We start from the raw sequence: 14,535 nt of genomic DNA, 5'->3' as shown, positions 1-14,535 counted from the left end.
TACTTAACGTGGCTTTCGGGCGAGGGCCAGAGCGGCTCAGCCCGCGAAGGGGATCGGTTGCGCCAGTGTGACGGCTTGGGGCGTGATATGGGTGCCGATGGCATAGATTTCCAGCCCCGCCGCCCGCGCGGCTTGGGAGGCGGCGGCATAGGTCGGGTCGATATCGGTGGCGAGGCGCATCTGCGTGCAATCGGTGCGCTGCACCAGATAGAGCAGCACGGCGCGGTGCCCGGCCTGCGCCATCCGCGCCAATTCGCCCAGATGTTTCGCCCCGCGCGCGGTCACGCTGTCGGGAAACTCGGCCAGCCCCGTTTCGCGTGAGAGGGTGACGGATTTCACCTCGACATAGGCATCGGGCAGGCCATCGCCGCGCAGCAGGAAGTCGATGCGGGAGTTTTCGCCGTATTTCACCTCGGGCCGCACCTCGGTATAGGCGGCGAGGGGGGCGACCTCACCCGCGATCAGCGCTGCCTTCATCGCGCGGTTGGGCAGGGCGGTGTCGACGCCGGTGAAATGGCCGTTCTCATGGTCCACCAAGCGCCAGCCGTAGTTCAGCTTTTTCTTCGGATCGTCGTTCGGCTCCAGCCATATCCGACTGCCGGGGTCCGCCAGTCCCATCATCGAGCCGGGGTTGGCGCAATGGGCCACCACCTCTTCGCCCGTCTCCTCCAGCCTGCAATCGGCCAGAAAGCGTTTGTAGCGGCGGATCAGCCGGGCGGGGACAAGTTGGGTTTGAAAGCGCATGGGGCGCGGCCTATACCGAAGGGACGCCATCCTCAAGGAGCCGCCCCATGACAAACCCCACCGCCGCGATGATCGTGATCGGCGACGAAATCCTCTCGGGCCGGACCCGTGACAGCAATATGCATCACCTTGCGGGGGAGTTGACGAAAGTGGGGATCGACCTGCGCGAAGTGCGCGTGGTCTCGGACGATCACGGGGCGATCATCGCCGCCGTGCAGGCGCTGTCCTCGGCCTATAGCCATGTCTTCACCTCGGGCGGCATCGGGCCGACCCATGACGACATCACCGCCGATTGCATCGCCGCCGCCTTTAACCGCGACATCGACGTGCGCGACGATGCGCGCGAGATTTTGGCGGAACATTACGCCCGCGCCGGGACCGAGATGAACGCGGCACGCCTGCGCATGGCGCGCATCCCTGAAGGCGCCGCGCTGATCGAGAACCCGGTCTCTGCCGCGCCGGGGTTCATCGTCGAAAACGTGCATGTGATGGCCGGGGTGCCTGCGGTGTTTCAGGCCATGGTCGCCAGTGTCTTGCCGGGGCTGACCGGGGGCCAGCCGCTGATCAGTGAGACCCTGCGCATCGACCGGGGCGAGGGCGATATCGCCGGGCCGCTGGGGGCGCTGGCCGAGGAATATCCGCATCTGTCGATGGGCAGCTATCCGTTTCAAAAGGACGGCGTCTTTGGCGCGCATGTGGTGATCCGGGGCAGCGATCCGGGGATGGTCGAAGCCGCGATGACCAAGCTTAAGGCCGCCTTCGCATGAGTGAGGCGCAGGCGTTTTTCGACGCGGGCGACGCAACATGGCCCGCTGCGCGGCGCTTTGAGCACGGCCCATGGACCCTGCGCGAGGGGCAGGGCGGCGGCAAACGGGTCTCGGCGGCGACGGCGCGCGGGGCGATAACCGACGCCGACATTCCGACCGCCGAAGCGGCGATGCGCGAGATGGACCAGCGCCCGCTGTTCATGGTGCGTGCGGGGGAAGATACCCTCGACGCGCTGCTGGCCGCGCGGGGCTACGACGTGGTCGATCCGGTCACGGTGCTGAGCCTGCCGATCACCCGCCTCACCGATATTCCGATGCCCCCGGTCACCGCCTTTTGCATCTGGGAGCCGCTGGCGATCATGGCCGAGGTCTGGGCCGCCGGCGGGGTCGGCCCCGCGCGCCTTGCCGTGATGGACCGTGCCGCAACCAAGACCGGCATCCTTGCGCGCTGGAACGAGAAACCCGCAGGCGTGGCCTTTGCCGGGGTGCACAATGATATCTGCATGGTCCACGCGGTCGAGGTGCTGCCCCATCAACAACGCCAAGGCGTGGCGACTTGGCTGATGCGGGCCGCCGCCCATTGGGGGCAGGCGCAGGGGGCCACGCGGCTGTCGGTGCTCTGCGTTGATACCAATACCCGCGCGCAGGCGCTCTATGCCAAGCTGGGCTTTGCCCCGGTCGGGCACTATCATTACCGTCAAAGCACCGAGTGAAGGATAAGACCATGGCCAACGACATGCCCACCGCCCTTGATCTGCCGATGGTCGATCCGCTGCCCGAGGCGACGCAGAAGTATTTCGACGTCTGTCAGGAAAAGCTCGGGATGGTGCCCAATGTGCTGCGCGCCTATGCCTTTGACATCGACAAGCTGAACGCCTTTACCGGCATGTATAACGATCTGATGCTCGGCGATAGCGCGCTCAGCAAGCTTGAGCGTGAGATGATCGCGGTGGCGGTGTCTTCGGTCAACAAATGCTACTATTGCCTCGTGGCCCATGGGGCGGCGGTGCGCGAAATGTCGGGCGATCCGCAGTTGGGCGAGGCGCTGGTGATGAACTACCGCGTGGCCAAGATCAGCGCCAAACAACGCGCCATGTTGGATTTCGCCGTCAAGCTGACCGAGGCCAGCGCCAAGGTTGAGGAGGCCGACCGTCAAGCGCTGCGCGACGTAGGCTTCACCGACCGTGACATCTTTGACATCGCCAGCGTGGCGGGTTTCTTTAACATGACCAACCGGGTGGCCAGCGCCACCGACATGCGCCCCAACGACGATTACCACGCGCAGGCGCGATGATCCGGGCGCGCGTCGCGGCGGCTCTGGCCGGGATGCTGCTGGCGGCCCCGGCGGCGGCGCTTGAACTGGCGCTGCCCAGCACCGCGCGGCTGACGGCGGAACGCAACACCGCGCCGGATCGCTTCGCCGCGCCCGTGGGCGTCTATGCCGAAGGGCAGGTGGCGCGGGTCAATGTCGATGGCGACGTGCGCCGCGCCGCTTGGCGGATGGACACGCCGGGGCTGACCGCCTTGCAGGTGATGCGCCCGCTGCGGCGGCAACTGGGCGAGGCGGGCTTTGACATCGTGCTCGACTGCGCCGCGCGGGACTGCGGTGGGTTCGATTTCCGCTTTGCGATAGAGGTGCTGCCGGGGCCGAACATGTATGTGAACCTGCGCGCCTTTCACTTCATCACCGCCCTGCGTCGGGCGGATGATGGCACACCGACCGAGGCGATCAGCATCCTTGCCAGCACGGCGGCGACTTCGGCCTATGTGCAGATCATCCAAGCCCGCAGCGGCGATGCGCCGGAGGGGGATAGCCCCCCCGTCACGCCCGCCCCAACCGGCGCGGTGCCCCTTGCCACCGCCACGGAGGATTTCGCGGCGGTGCTGAAGGCCGAGGGGCATCTGGTGCTGAACCGGTTGGAGTTCGAGACCGGCACCTCCGCACTTGGCCCCGGCCCCTTTGCGACCCTCGCGCGGCTTGCCGAATTGCTCAAGGCAGAGCCGGGTCTGCGGGTGGCGCTGGTCGGTCATACTGATGCGGTGGGCAGTTTGGACGCCAATACCGCCCTGTCACGCAAACGGGCAGAAGCGGTGCGGGACCGGTTGGTTGAGCGCTATGACGTGGCCCCCGGCCGGCTGGAGGCGCAGGGCGCGGGCTATCTCGCGCCGCGCGACAGCAACCTGACCGAAGCGGGGCGCGAACAGAACCGGCGGGTCGAGGTAGTCGTCCTCTCGGTGCAATAGCCTAGGTCGTGACCGTCATCTGGGTGGCCAGCAGCAGGTTTGTCTCGCTTGAACTTACCCCCTGAATGCGGCGGATTTGGCCCAACACGCTGTCGAGTTCTTCGACGGTCTCTGTCCCCGTCTCGACAATCAAATCCCATTTGCCATTGGTTGCGTGGATCGCCTGCACCGCGGGCATGCCTGCAAGAATGCGTTTGATCCGGTCGGTGCCCGCCCCTTCGATGGCCAGCAGGGTATGACCCCGGATTGGGCTGTGGCGCATGTCTTCTTTCAGGATCAGCGTGAAGCCCAAAATCGCGCCCGAGCTGACCAGACGCTCCACCCGCGCCCGCACCGTCACCCGCGACAGGCCGGTGGTGGCGGCCAGCGCGGAATAGGACATACGCGCGTCGCGGCGCAGTTCCGCGATGATCTTGTTGTCGATCTCGTCCATCAGCTTCCCGTCTTTTGCACGGGGCCATGTTTACGGCAGCGCGGGCGGGCTGGCCAGTCTTCGCAGATGCGCAATTGACGACGCCCGGGAAACCCATAATCTGCCGCGGAAAGGAACACTTCCATGCAAAGCCGCGCGCCCCTGTTCACCCCGGTCCTGATGGTCGGATGTATCATCATCATGGTCAGCTTCGCCGTGCGGGCCTCTTTCGGTGTGTTCCAGATTCCGATTGCCGAGGAATTCGCATGGGCGCGCAGTGAATTCTCCCTCGCCATCGCGATCCAGAACCTCGCTTGGGGCATCGGGCAGCCGATCTTTGGCGCGCTGGCCGAGAAGATTGGCGATAGGCGGGCGATTATCATCGGGGCGGTGGTCTATGCGGTGGGGCTGCTCTTGTCGGCCAATTCCGCGACGCCGATCGAGCACCAGACATACGCTTGGCTTGTCGGCTTCGGCATCGCGGGCACCGGCTTTGGCGTGATCCTCGCCGTGGTGGGGCGGGCGGCCTCGGACGAGAACCGCTCAATGGCGCTGGCGATTGCCACGGCGGCGGGCAGCGCGGGCCAAGTCTTCGGCGCGCCGGTGGCGGAATGGATGCTGAGCTTCATGTCATGGCAGATGACCTTCGTGAGCTTCGCGGGGGTGATCCTTCTGATGCTGCTCACCCTGCCGATGATGCGTGCCCCGGCGATGGCCAGCCGGGCCGAGCTTGAGGAATCGATGGGCCAGATCCTCGGCAAGGCCTTCCGCGATCCATCCTATACGCTGATTTTCCTCGGGTTTTTCTCCTGCGGCTACCAGCTTGCCTTCATCACCGCCCATTTCCCGGCCTTCGTGACCGAGATGTGCGGCCCGATTCTTGCGGGCGGTGTGCTGCATAACATCGGCATCACCACCACCTCGGCGCTTGGCGCGGTGGCGATCTCGCTGATTGGACTGGCCAATATCGCGGGCACGCTGCTGGCGGGTTGGGCGGGCAAGCGTTATTCTAAGAAATACCTGCTGGCGGGGATCTATGTCGGGCGCACAGTGATTGCCGCGGCCTTCATCATGTTCCCGATCACGCCGATGACGGTGATCCTGTTCTCTGTGGGCATGGGCGCGCTCTGGCTTGCCACGGTGCCGCTGACCTCCGGCCTCGTCGCGCATATCTACGGGCTGCGCTACATGGGCACGCTTTACGGGATCGTCTTTTTCAGCCACCAGCTGGGCAGTTTCCTCGGCGTCTGGCTCGGCGGGCGCATGTACGACATCTACGGCAGCTACACCGCCGTCTGGTGGGTCGGCGTGGCCGTGGGCGCCTTTAGCGCCGTGGTGCATCTACCGATCCGCGAGAAACGGCTCGAGGGGCTGGTGACCGCTTAACGCGCGCGCCAGCGTTCGAGGATGTGGTTGGCGGTCATCAGGTCCAGATGCGCGCCGCCGCCGTTCTTGAAAAGGGTGATTTCGTCATCGCTTTGCCGGGTGAAGGCCGAAAGGTCGTAGTAATCCGCAATCAGATGGTCGCGGGTGATGGTGCCTGCCTCAAGCGGGATGTTGATCTCTCCGATATGGCCCACAGTGGTGTCGAAACTGTCGACGAAGACGCGGGCGCGCAGCAGCGCCGTGTCGTCGACCTCGCGCATGTCGGGGCGGTAGGCGCCGATGAGATCGACGTGCTGGCCGGGTTGCAGCCAATCGCCCTTGATCAGCGGGTCGGTCGACATGGTGGCGGATGTAACGATATCCGCGGCGCGCACGGCTTGCTCCAGATCGGTCGCCACGTTGATCTTGAGCTCTGCGGCCATCGTCTCGGCGTTCTTGGGCGTCCGGTTCCAGACCGTGAAGCGGGCCTGCGGGAAGGCCGCGGAATAGGCGGCGTGCAGCGCCCGGCCTTGGGTGCCCGCGCCGACGATCAGGATGTTCTCGCTGTCCGGTCGGGCAAGGCGGCGCGCGGCCAAGAGGCTGTCGCCCGCGGTCTTCCACTTGGTGACAAGGTGGAAGTCCACGATGGCGGAGAGCGTGCCGGTTTCGTCATCGAAAAGCGAGACGCCGCCGTTGACCATCGGCACCTCCCGGTCGGGATTGCCGGGGAAGATCGTGGCGGATTTCACGGCGATGCCCAGCCCGCCGATCCACGCCGCGCGGCTCAAGAGCGTGTCCTTGCCACGATAGAGGAACGTGTCACCGATCTCGGCCTTCGGCAGGTCGTGGCCCGCGGCCAGCGCATCGGTGAGCGCAATCCAATCCAGCAGCGCCTCGCCCGCGTCGAAAGAAATGTTCGGGATGTCGGTCATGCGGCCTCCTCCCGGGTCAGCAGACCGGCGGCGACGAGGCGGTCGGCCCAGCCTTGTGGTCCGGTGAAATGGTGGGTTTGCCAGCCCCGCGCGGCGGCGGCGGCGATGTTGTCGGCGCGGTCGTCGGTGAAAAGCAGGGCTTCGGGCGGCAGGCCGCTGCCTTGCTCCACGGCCTCGTAGATCGAGGGCGCAGGTTTGATCATGCCGAGGTGGCCGGAAATGAAATCACGGTCGAATTCGCGCAGGAAAGGGTAGTGGGTGGCGGCCAAATCATAGCTTTGAATGCCGAAGTTGGTGAGCGAGAAGACCGGGACGCCACGCGCTTGCAGCGCATTCTTCAACCGCAGGGAATGGTCGATCACCGGGGCCGCCATCTCGATCCAGCGGTCGTGCCAGAGGCGGATTTCATCGCCCCACTCAGGCGTCGCCTCGGCCATGGCATAGATCGTGTCACGGAAATTCTCGCCGCTGTCGACGCGGTCGTTCATGCCGTGCAGGTCCACGGCGTCGAACATGGCGCGGCGGCGATCTTCGCCGATGACGCTGTCGTAAAACCGCTCCGGTTGCCATTCGATCAATACGTTGCCGATGTCGAAAACGACCGCCTGTGGTGTCATATCACTTGCCCTAACAATTGCTTAACGCGGGCCTACCCCCGCGCCGCCGCGCGCAGTTCCCGCTCCAATGCTTCGAGGAAACGGGAGCGGTCGGCCTTTGTAAACCCCTTGCCGCCGCCTTGGCGGAAGGGGTCGGCGGCGCGCAGGTCGGCCATCAGGTCGCGGGTGGCCAGGACGTTGCCGATATTGCGCGCGGTCAGCGCCTCGCCGTTGTGTTTCAGCACCCTTGCGCCCGCTTCGACGCATTTGGCGGCCAACGGGATGTCCCCCGTCACCACCACGTCGCCGGGTCCGCAACGCTCGGCGATCCACATGTCGGCCACATCGGGCCCGTCGGGCACGATCACCACCTCCACCAACGGGTTTTGCGACAGGCGCAACCCGCCGTTGGAGACGAGGAACATCTTGATTTTGTGCCGTGTCGCCACCCGCTCGGCCTCGGCCTTCACGGGGCAGGCGTCGGCATCGATGTAGAGCGCGGTCATCGCTCAGCCCGCATAGAGCGCGTCGGCATGGAAGGCGACGTGATCCTCCATGAAACTCGCCACGAAGAAATAGCTGTGATCATAACCGGGCTGCATACGGAAGCTGCCCTGCTGGCGTTTCGCGGCCATGGCTTCGGCCAGCGCTTCGGGCATCAAGAGGTCGAGGAACTGGTCGCTCGCCCCTTGGTCGATCAGCACCGGCCCGTCGAAGCCCTTTTCGCGCATCAGGAGCGTGCTGTCGTGTTTGGTCCATGTGCTCTCGTCAGGCCCGAGGTAGGCGCTGAGTTGCTTTTTGCCCCAAGCGCTCGCAGTCGGATGGGTGATCGGCGCGAAGGCCGAGACCGAGAGGAAGCGCCCCGGCAGGTTCATCGCCAGCGTCAGCGCGCCGTGCCCGCCCATGGAGTGGCCGGTGATGCCTTGGCGCTCCATATCGAGGGCGAAATTCTCGCTCAGCAGGGAGGGCAACTCCTCGGCCAAATAGTCCCACATCTGATAGTGCGCCGCCCAAGGGTCTTGGGTCGCGTTCACATAGAACCCCGCGCCTTTGCCAAGGTCGTAAGCGTCATCATCGGCCACAGCTTCACCACGCGGGGAGGTGTCGGGGAAGACCAGCGCGATGCCATGCTCCGCGGCCCAAGCCTGCGCGCCCGCCTTGGTCATGGCGTTCTCATGGGTGCAGGTCAGGCCTGAGAGATACCACAGCACCGGGACCGGGCCGTCCTGCGCCTCGGCGGGGAGAAACAGGCCGAATGTCATGTCGCAGCCGCAGGAGTCGGAGGCGTGGGAGTAGACCCCCTGCGTGCCACCGAAACAGGCGTTTTCCGAGATGGTTTTCATGGCAGAGTTCCTTTCGAACTTGAGTGTGTCACAGGGCCGAGACCCAGCCTACGACAAGGCTGACGGTCACGATACTGACCGTGGTTGAAACGAGAATGGCGGCAGAGACCCGCTGAGGGGCGACGCCGTAGTGTTGGGCGAGCATATAGACATTGCCCGCGACCGGGAGAGAGGCCGTGGCGATGATGACCCCGGCTTTATACGGGTCGACGCCGAAGAGAAACAGCGCGCCAAAGGCCACGAAGAGCGGGTGCAGCACCAGTTTGCAAAAGCTCAGCCAGCCCGCGATCTCGATCCGTTCAGCGGATTTAGAGGCCAGCGAGGCGCCGATGGCAAAAAGGGCACCGGGGGTGGCAGCGCCGCCAAGGATGGCCAGAAATTCGTTCAGCGGCACGGGGATCGGGATGCCGAAGCCGGACCAGAGAAACCCCAGCGTGATGGCGACGATCATCGGGTTTTTCAGCAGGCCGATCCCGACGATCTTGAGCGTCGCCAGCCGCAATTGCCCCTCGCGGGAGCCGGTGATCAGGATCACGATGAGGCTGGAAAAGATGATCATATCGACGGTCAGCGCCAGCAGCACGGGGCCAATCGCCTTTGGGCCCAAGAGCAGCGTCAGCATCGGCACGCCCAGAAAGCCGGTGTTGCCGATCACGGCGCATTGCGCCTCGATCCCGTTGGTGGCCACATCGAGCCCGCGCAAAAATCCGACGAGGCTGGCGATGGCATAGACGAAGGCCGTCCCCCAGAGGTAGGCGGCAACAAGGCGGCTGTCCCAGACCTCGGCCAAGGACAGATTGGCGGAAAAGCGGAACAGCATCGCCGAGAGGGCGAAGTAGAAGACGAATTTGGTGAGATAGGCCGTCGCTTCGGCAGAGAAAAACCGCGTGCGCCCGGCCCAGTAGCCAAGGCCGATCAGCGCAAAGAACGGCAGGGTTTTCAGGAAGATCGCGACCATGGTTCAAGCATTAGCCAGCCCGCCCTTGGGGTGCAATGGGGCAGGGGCGTGGGCCTTGGCTGAACCGATCGACGCCACCCGCGCGCTCAGGCGGCTGCGGCCAGCGGGAACGCCCCGGGCGGCTCCGTGATCTCGCCGCCCCAGCAGTCCTATCGGCAGGTTCCAGCAAGGGCAAAGCGCCCGGCCCTTGGCGGGGCGGCGCAGGGAGCTACCTGTTGCGGGATGGACGCCACGCGAAGAACGAGGTTTGGAATATGAGAGTAGTTTTCTTGGCACCCCTAGTGCTGGCCGGATGCGCTGAATTGTCGACAGCGCCGGTGCAGAACCCGATCCCGGCCCCCGCGCCTGCGGCCACCACACCCCCGCCTCCGCCGCCATCGCCGGAACCCGAGCCTTCGGCCCTGGCGCGGTCCGAAACCCCCAGCAGCCCGGCCAAACCCAAACCGCTGCCGGAGTCGGTCGTCAACGCGGTGAACGACAGCTCCAGCCCCTCTGAAGATGGCGGGCAAGAAGAGCTTGCCACCGCCGAGCCGCCGACCGACACCTGCAAAGAGGGCAGTTGGTGGGGGCTGATCGGTCGCCCGAAATCGGCAGCGAGCATCGTCTCAGAGCCCAAGCGTGTCTATACAGAGGGCGACCCGGTGACGATGGACGCCAATCCCAACCGCACCAACATCGTCTTGGACGCGGAAGGCAAAATCGCCAAAGTCACCTGCGGCTAGGGTCTTCCCCTAGCCCTTCGGGCGGTTGTCGAGAATACGCACGGCTTTTCCCTCGGACCGGGCAACGCCGCCCACGTCCATGACCTCAACCGTGACCGAGATGCCGACGGTCTGTTTGATCTGTGCCGACAGCGCTTTGATCGCGGCGGCCCGGGCATCGGTGGTGACGCTGGCGTCAGCGCATTCACACAGCACGCGCATCTGGTCCATCCGGTCGGGGCGCGAAAGTTCGATCTGGAAATGCGGGGCCAAGCCCGGCGTGGCCATCAGCGCCTCTTCGATCTGGGTGGGGAAGACATTGACGCCGCGGAGGATAATCATGTCGTCGCTGCGCCCGGTGACCTTTTCCATCCGCCGCATGGAACGCGCGGTGCCCGCCAGCAGACGGGTCAGGTCGCGGGTGCGGTAGCGGATGATCGGGAAGGCCTGTTTCGTGAGCGAGGTGAAGACCAACTCGCCCATTTCGCCGTCCTCGACCGGGGCGCCCGTCTCGGGGTTGATGATCTCGGGGTAGAAGTGATCTTCCCAGATGTGCAGCCCGTCCTTGGTCTCCACGCATTCCATCGACACGCCCGGCCCCATGACTTCGCTGAGCCCGTAGATGTCGACCGCATGCATGTCGAAGGCCTGTTCGATCTCCTGCCGCATGGCGTTGGTCCAAGGCTCGGCCCCGAAGATGCCGACTTCGAGCGAGGATTGGCGCGGGTCGATGCCTTGTTTGGCAAATTCATCCAAGATCGACAGCGCGTAGGACGGGGTGACCGTGATGCCCTTGGGGGCGAAATCTTCGATCAGGCGCACTTGGCGCGGGGTCATCCCGCCCGAGATCGGCACGGTCGACAGGCCAAGCGCATCGGCGCCAAGGTGGATGCCCAAGCCGCCGGTGAACAGCCCATAGCCATAGGCATTGTGCAGCATGTCGCCCGGGCGCATCCCCGCCGCGCGTAGGGAGCGGGCGACGACTTGCCCCCAGTTCGCCAGATCGTCCTTGGTATAGCCCACCACCGTCGGCTGCCCAGTGGTGCCGGAGGACGCGTGAATGCGCGCCACCTGATCGCGCGGCACGGCGAACATGCCAAAGGGATAATTGTCACGCAGGTCAGTCTTTACCGTGAAGGGAAAGCGCGAAAGATCGGAAAGCTGTTTCAGATCATCGGGATGCACGCCCGCCTCATCGAAGCTTTGCTTGTAGAAAGGGACGTTGTCATAGGCATGGCGCAGCGACCATTTCAGACGGTCCAATTGCAGGGCGCTGATCTCGTCACGGCTGGCGATCTCAATCGGGTCGAGCGTATCCTTCGCGGGGGTCAGGTCTTTCATCAGGTCGGCTCCTCCTCGGTAAATAGCTGGCCTTTAATGCTGCGGGACAGCCCGCGAAACAGGGCCACGACACGGTCATCCTCGCCCGTGACGGTCACGTCATAGATGCCCGACCGACCGCTGCGCGACACTTCGCGTGCGGTGGCAGTCAGCCGTTCCTCCGGCTGGCCGGGGCTGAGATAGGTGATCTGGTTCTGCTGGGCGACAGTGGTCTGGTTGTAGCTGTTGCAAGCAAAGGCAAAGGCGCTGTCGGCCAGCGTGAAGATGAAACCGCCGTGGCAAATCCCATGCCCGTTCAGCATGTCGGGGCGCACTGACATCGACAAAACCGCGCCGCCGGGGGTGACCTCGTCGATCCTCATGCCCAATCCGGCCGAGGCGGAATCACGGGCGAACATCACCTCGGCACATTTGCGAGCGCGGGCGTCTGGGGTCATTCCGTCATGCCTTTGTGTTTCATTTTCAAGATTGGTTGCACAATTCTGTAACGCTTTCAAGAAATTTTGAGCGGCGCTTTCGGCCATGTCAGGGCTTGATTTGGCCCCCGTCAGGGTCAACTGTAAAGCCATGAGCATAGAGCCCCCATCGCCGATCACGGCTTTCGAGCGCCCTGCCGAACAGGTCGCTTTCCACCGCACCGAACTGTCGCTGATCCTATCGCTCTACGGGCGTATGGTCGCGGCGGGGGAGTGGCGTGACTACGGGATTTCGCACCTTAAGGACGTGGCCGTCTTTTCGGTCTTTCGCCGCACGGCTGAGATACCGCTGTACCGGATCGAAAAGCGGCCCAAGCTGCGCAACCGGCAGGGGATGTATGCAGTAGTGGGCACCGGCGGGCAGGTGCTGCGCCGGGGCCATGACCTGAAGGCCGTGCTGCGCGTGTTGGAGCGCAAGCTGATCCGCGCGGTGGATTAAACGCTGGGGCGGCGATGTGCCGTCACCGGGCCGTCACCGCCCGCTTCGATCCGGGCGATGGCCTCGGCGATGTTTTCATAGCTCACGGCCATGGCGTGGGCATTGGCGTGGATCATCGTCTCGCCATCCACCACCAGCGCGACATGGCCTTTCCAGAATAACAGATCATTGCGCTGATAGGCGTCGTTGACGGGGGCGCCTACGGTCTTCTCTTGCTGGTCGCTGTCACCGGGGCAGGGGATGCCGCAGGCCAGCAGCGCCGCTTGCACGAGGCCCGAACAATCGATCCCCCAACGGCTGTTGCCGCCCCAGAGGTAGGGGGTGCCGAGGAACAGTGCCGCGATCTGCGCGGGGTCGGCCTCTCGGCTCTCAACGGGGGCAAGGTGGCCCAGCGGAATGTGCCCCTGCGGGGTTTCGGCGAAATCCTTGGCCTCTGCCGTGACTGTGACGCGCGCAGCGTAGCCGAGGCTCAGCAGGTCCGGCGATTTTAGATCGGCGTCGCGATAGGCATGGGTGGCAGGCACGCAGACGCGATGCGTGGCCTTCCGCGGGGTGCCGAGGGTGCTTTGCAGAACATGGCCGCAATAGCCATCCTTCTCGGCCTGCACATAGGCCCAGCCCGACGCCTCATGCAGCACGGTCACCTGCTCGCCGAACAACAACTGCCGGTCGCGCGGCCCGTCGGGGCGGCGGCAGAGGTCGGCCACCGGCACCGCCACCTGCGCGGGACGGTTCTGGGTCGCCAGCGCCGGGTCCGGGATAAGACGCGGGGCGCTCATGATTTCAGCAAGGCGGGCAGGGCGGCATAGATCGCGCGGGTGCCTTGGCCGGTGCCGCCTTTCGGGCGGGCAGGGGCGTCAGCAGGTTGCCAGCCGTAGATGTCGAAATGCGCGTATTTGCTGTCGGTCACAAAGCGGCGCAGGAAGAGCGCGGCGGTGATCGACCCGGCAAAGCCGCCCTTGGGCGCGTTGTCGAGGTCGGCAATCCCCGGCTCGATCAGCGCCTCGTAGGCATCGTGGAAAGGCATCCGCCAGACCGGATCGGCTGACCCGGAAGCGGCGCTTTCCAAGGCCGAGACGAAGGCGGCGTCGTCACTGTAATAGGGCGCAAGGTCCGGCCCCACGGCCACCCGTGCGGCCCCGGTCAGCGTCGCCATTGAGATGATCTGATCGGGTTTGTCCTCATCCGCCAGCGCCAGCGCATCGGCCAGCACCAGACGCCCTTCGGCATCGGTGTTGTTGATCTCAACCGTCAGCCCCTTGCGCGAGGTCAGAATGTCGCCGGGGCGGAAGGCATTCCCGGATACGGAGTTCTCAACCGCCGGGATCAGCACGCGCAGTTGCACTTCCATGCCGGTGGCCATGATCATATGCGCCAACCCCAGCACGGCGGCGGCCCCGCCCATGTCCTTTTTCATCAGTCCCATCGAGGCGCCGGGCTTCAGGTTCAGCCCGCCGGTGTCGAAACAGACGCCTTTCCCCACCAACGTCAGCTTTGGCCCCGCGTTGCCCCATGTCATGTCGATCAGCCGCGGCGCGCGGTCGGCGGCGCGGCCCACGGTGTGGATCATCGGCAGATTGTTTTCCAGCAGGGCATCGCCGGTGGTCACCTCGATCTGCGCGCGATGCTGCTCGGCCAAGTTGCGCGCGGCGGCTTCAAGGTCGGGCGGCCCCATGTCGGAGGCGGGGGTGTTGATCAGGTCGCGGGTCAGCATCTCACCCGTGGCCAGCGCGGTGATCTGTTCGGCGTCGCCCCCCTCGGGCGCGACGAGGCGGGCGGTCAGCGCAGGCTGGTCGCGGTAGCGGTCGAAACGATAGCCCGCCAGCAGCCAACCGAGCGCCTCTGTCGCCGCCTGATCCTCGGGCAGGCCGCTTTCGATCCGGTAATCCCCGGCAGGAAGCTTGGCCGCAGCGGCGGCGAGGTGAAAGCGGCCCCGGCGGCGGGCAGCCTCGGACCCGTAGCCCGCCAGTGCCATCACCGGCGCGCCCTCGGCACCCGGCACGACAAGCGCCTGACCAAGGCCGCCCACAAAGCCGCTGGCCTTCACCCATGCCTGCACCGCGCCGGGCTGATCGGCAAGCCAGCCTTCAAGCGCGGTTTCGCTCAAGACGTGAAGCGGCAGGGCATTGGCGGAGGGGGCGGCGAATTCGGCGGACATGACAAACCTTTGCAAATCTGGATTTGCGCGCAGCCTACCTTTTCCATCGCCACCCGCAA

18 protein-coding genes are annotated in these 14,535 nt (G+C 65.1%); 7 read left to right on the top strand and 11 right to left on the bottom strand.

The genetic code is table 11. The features are described from left to right. Positions 1-36 precede the first annotated feature (36 nt). On the bottom strand, positions 37-744 hold the full coding sequence (gene sfsA / locus J7392_RS16250) for a DNA/RNA nuclease SfsA (protein ID WP_209218506.1): 708 nt from the start codon (positions 742-744) through the stop codon (positions 37-39). Between the two features lie 47 nt (positions 745-791). On the opposite strand from sfsA, the gene J7392_RS16245 reads away from it, so the two are divergent. From J7392_RS16245 to J7392_RS16230, 4 genes are read left to right on the top strand one after another with little or no spacing between them, the layout of a single operon-like run. Further along, a complete protein-coding gene (locus J7392_RS16245; RefSeq protein ID WP_209218505.1) occupies positions 792-1,511 on the top strand; it encodes a molybdopterin-binding protein in 720 nt (239 codons plus the stop codon). Further along, positions 1,508-2,224 carry a GNAT family N-acetyltransferase gene (locus tag J7392_RS16240; RefSeq protein ID WP_209218504.1) on the top strand — a complete coding sequence of 239 codons (717 nt, stop codon included), beginning with the start codon at positions 1,508-1,510 and terminating at the stop codon, positions 2,222-2,224. Before J7392_RS16245 ends, J7392_RS16240 begins: the two co-directional genes overlap by 4 nt. A gap of 11 nt (positions 2,225-2,235) precedes the next feature. Then, positions 2,236-2,805 (top strand): peroxidase-related enzyme, encoded by a 570-nt coding sequence (locus J7392_RS16235; protein ID WP_209218503.1) that lies wholly within the window; start codon positions 2,236-2,238, stop codon positions 2,803-2,805. Further along, positions 2,802-3,755 carry an OmpA family protein gene (locus tag J7392_RS16230; protein ID WP_209218502.1) on the top strand — a complete coding sequence of 318 codons (954 nt, stop codon included), beginning with the start codon at positions 2,802-2,804 and terminating at the stop codon, positions 3,753-3,755. The genes J7392_RS16235 and J7392_RS16230 overlap by 4 nt, the downstream gene beginning before the upstream one ends. Before the next feature lies 1 nt (position 3,756). Here J7392_RS16230 and J7392_RS16225 read toward each other — a convergent pair whose 3' ends face one another. After that, positions 3,757-4,188: an Lrp/AsnC family transcriptional regulator gene (locus J7392_RS16225; RefSeq protein ID WP_067262523.1), complete on the bottom strand. Its 432-nt coding sequence runs from the start codon at positions 4,186-4,188 to the stop codon at positions 3,757-3,759. Between the two features lie 123 nt (positions 4,189-4,311). Between J7392_RS16225 and J7392_RS16220 the strand changes: the two genes are divergently transcribed. Further along, on the top strand, positions 4,312-5,553 hold the full coding sequence (locus tag J7392_RS16220; protein WP_209218501.1) for an MFS transporter: 1,242 nt from the start codon (positions 4,312-4,314) through the stop codon (positions 5,551-5,553). On the opposite strand, the gene J7392_RS16215 is transcribed toward J7392_RS16220, so the two are convergent. Genes J7392_RS16215 through J7392_RS16195 form a run of 5 tightly spaced genes read right to left on the bottom strand, consistent with a single transcriptional unit; the run spans position 5,550 to position 9,361 of the window. After that, a complete protein-coding gene (locus J7392_RS16215; RefSeq protein WP_209218500.1) occupies positions 5,550-6,464 on the bottom strand; it encodes an NAD(P)-binding domain-containing protein in 915 nt (304 codons plus the stop codon). The two genes, J7392_RS16220 and J7392_RS16215, sit on opposite strands and share 4 nt — an antisense overlap. Continuing rightward, positions 6,461-7,081, bottom strand: a complete 621-nt coding sequence (locus tag J7392_RS16210) for an HAD family phosphatase (protein WP_209218499.1) — start codon at positions 7,079-7,081, stop codon at positions 6,461-6,463. Before J7392_RS16210 ends, J7392_RS16215 begins: the two co-directional genes overlap by 4 nt. A gap of 32 nt (positions 7,082-7,113) precedes the next feature. Then, entirely contained in the window at positions 7,114-7,566 is a 453-nt protein-coding gene (locus tag J7392_RS16205; RefSeq protein WP_209218498.1) for a YaiI/YqxD family protein, read from the bottom strand. 3 nt (positions 7,567-7,569) lie between these two features. Further along, a complete protein-coding gene (gene fghA / locus J7392_RS16200) occupies positions 7,570-8,403 on the bottom strand; it encodes an S-formylglutathione hydrolase (protein ID WP_209218497.1) in 834 nt (277 codons plus the stop codon). Between the two features lie 28 nt (positions 8,404-8,431). Further along, positions 8,432-9,361, bottom strand: a complete 930-nt coding sequence (locus J7392_RS16195) for an AEC family transporter (protein ID WP_209218496.1) — start codon at positions 9,359-9,361, stop codon at positions 8,432-8,434. 254 nt (positions 9,362-9,615) lie between these two features. Here J7392_RS16195 and J7392_RS16190 point away from each other — a divergent pair, with 254 nt between their 5' ends. Continuing rightward, complete coding sequence (locus J7392_RS16190) at positions 9,616-10,083, top strand: I78 family peptidase inhibitor (protein WP_209218495.1); 468 nt, start codon at positions 9,616-9,618, stop codon at positions 10,081-10,083. A 9-nt stretch (positions 10,084-10,092) separates the two neighbouring features. On the opposite strand, the gene paaK is transcribed toward J7392_RS16190, so the two are convergent. Further along, on the bottom strand, positions 10,093-11,403 hold the full coding sequence (gene paaK, locus J7392_RS16185) for a phenylacetate--CoA ligase PaaK (RefSeq protein ID WP_209218494.1): 1,311 nt from the start codon (positions 11,401-11,403) through the stop codon (positions 10,093-10,095). Next, positions 11,403-11,840 carry a hydroxyphenylacetyl-CoA thioesterase PaaI gene (gene paaI, locus J7392_RS16180; RefSeq protein ID WP_067266022.1) on the bottom strand — a complete coding sequence of 146 codons (438 nt, stop codon included), beginning with the start codon at positions 11,838-11,840 and terminating at the stop codon, positions 11,403-11,405. Before paaI ends, paaK begins: the two co-directional genes overlap by 1 nt. A gap of 130 nt (positions 11,841-11,970) precedes the next feature. On the opposite strand from paaI, the gene J7392_RS16175 reads away from it, so the two are divergent. Beyond that, complete coding sequence (locus tag J7392_RS16175; protein WP_209218493.1) at positions 11,971-12,318, top strand: DUF2794 domain-containing protein; 348 nt, start codon at positions 11,971-11,973, stop codon at positions 12,316-12,318. Here J7392_RS16175 and J7392_RS16170 read toward each other — a convergent pair. Both J7392_RS16170 and J7392_RS16165 read right to left on the bottom strand, forming a co-directional pair. Further along, complete coding sequence (locus J7392_RS16170) at positions 12,315-13,097, bottom strand: NlpC/P60 family protein (protein WP_209218492.1); 783 nt, start codon at positions 13,095-13,097, stop codon at positions 12,315-12,317. The two genes, J7392_RS16175 and J7392_RS16170, sit on opposite strands and share 4 nt — an antisense overlap. Next, a complete protein-coding gene (locus J7392_RS16165) occupies positions 13,094-14,476 on the bottom strand; it encodes a leucyl aminopeptidase family protein (protein ID WP_209218491.1) in 1,383 nt (460 codons plus the stop codon). Before J7392_RS16165 ends, J7392_RS16170 begins: the two co-directional genes overlap by 4 nt. Positions 14,477-14,535: the final 59 nt, after the last annotated feature.

The sequence above is a fragment of the Sulfitobacter sp. R18_1 genome (assembly GCF_017743915.1).
Taxonomy (GTDB): domain Bacteria; phylum Pseudomonadota; class Alphaproteobacteria; order Rhodobacterales; family Rhodobacteraceae; genus Sulfitobacter; species Sulfitobacter faviae.
The sequence above is the reverse complement of the archived record's forward strand: the minus strand, read 5'-3'. Positions and strand labels throughout refer to the sequence as shown.

Bases quoted from the DNA above. Each gene is read 5' to 3' on its own strand.
- sfsA (WP_209218506.1), bottom strand. From the start codon at position 744: ATGCGCTTTCAAACCCAACTTGTCCCCGCCCGGCTGATCCGCCGCTAC.
- J7392_RS16245 (WP_209218505.1), top strand. From the start codon at position 792: ATGACAAACCCCACCGCCGCGATGATCGTGATCGGCGACGAAATCCTC.
- J7392_RS16240 (WP_209218504.1), top strand. From the start codon at position 1,508: ATGAGTGAGGCGCAGGCGTTTTTCGACGCGGGCGACGCAACATGGCCC.
- J7392_RS16235 (WP_209218503.1), top strand. From the start codon at position 2,236: ATGGCCAACGACATGCCCACCGCCCTTGATCTGCCGATGGTCGATCCG.
- J7392_RS16230 (WP_209218502.1), top strand. From the start codon at position 2,802: ATGATCCGGGCGCGCGTCGCGGCGGCTCTGGCCGGGATGCTGCTGGCG.
- J7392_RS16225 (WP_067262523.1), bottom strand. From the start codon at position 4,188: ATGGACGAGATCGACAACAAGATCATCGCGGAACTGCGCCGCGACGCG.
- J7392_RS16220 (WP_209218501.1), top strand. From the start codon at position 4,312: ATGCAAAGCCGCGCGCCCCTGTTCACCCCGGTCCTGATGGTCGGATGT.
- J7392_RS16215 (WP_209218500.1), bottom strand. From the start codon at position 6,464: ATGACCGACATCCCGAACATTTCTTTCGACGCGGGCGAGGCGCTGCTG.
- J7392_RS16210 (WP_209218499.1), bottom strand. From the start codon at position 7,081: ATGACACCACAGGCGGTCGTTTTCGACATCGGCAACGTATTGATCGAA.
- J7392_RS16205 (WP_209218498.1), bottom strand. From the start codon at position 7,566: ATGACCGCGCTCTACATCGATGCCGACGCCTGCCCCGTGAAGGCCGAG.
- fghA (WP_209218497.1), bottom strand. From the start codon at position 8,403: ATGAAAACCATCTCGGAAAACGCCTGTTTCGGTGGCACGCAGGGGGTC.
- J7392_RS16195 (WP_209218496.1), bottom strand. From the start codon at position 9,361: ATGGTCGCGATCTTCCTGAAAACCCTGCCGTTCTTTGCGCTGATCGGC.
- J7392_RS16190 (WP_209218495.1), top strand. From the start codon at position 9,616: ATGAGAGTAGTTTTCTTGGCACCCCTAGTGCTGGCCGGATGCGCTGAA.
- paaK (WP_209218494.1), bottom strand. From the start codon at position 11,403: ATGAAAGACCTGACCCCCGCGAAGGATACGCTCGACCCGATTGAGATC.
- paaI (WP_067266022.1), bottom strand. From the start codon at position 11,840: ATGACCCCAGACGCCCGCGCTCGCAAATGTGCCGAGGTGATGTTCGCC.
- J7392_RS16175 (WP_209218493.1), top strand. From the start codon at position 11,971: ATGAGCATAGAGCCCCCATCGCCGATCACGGCTTTCGAGCGCCCTGCC.
- J7392_RS16170 (WP_209218492.1), bottom strand. From the start codon at position 13,097: ATGAGCGCCCCGCGTCTTATCCCGGACCCGGCGCTGGCGACCCAGAAC.
- J7392_RS16165 (WP_209218491.1), bottom strand. From the start codon at position 14,476: ATGTCCGCCGAATTCGCCGCCCCCTCCGCCAATGCCCTGCCGCTTCAC.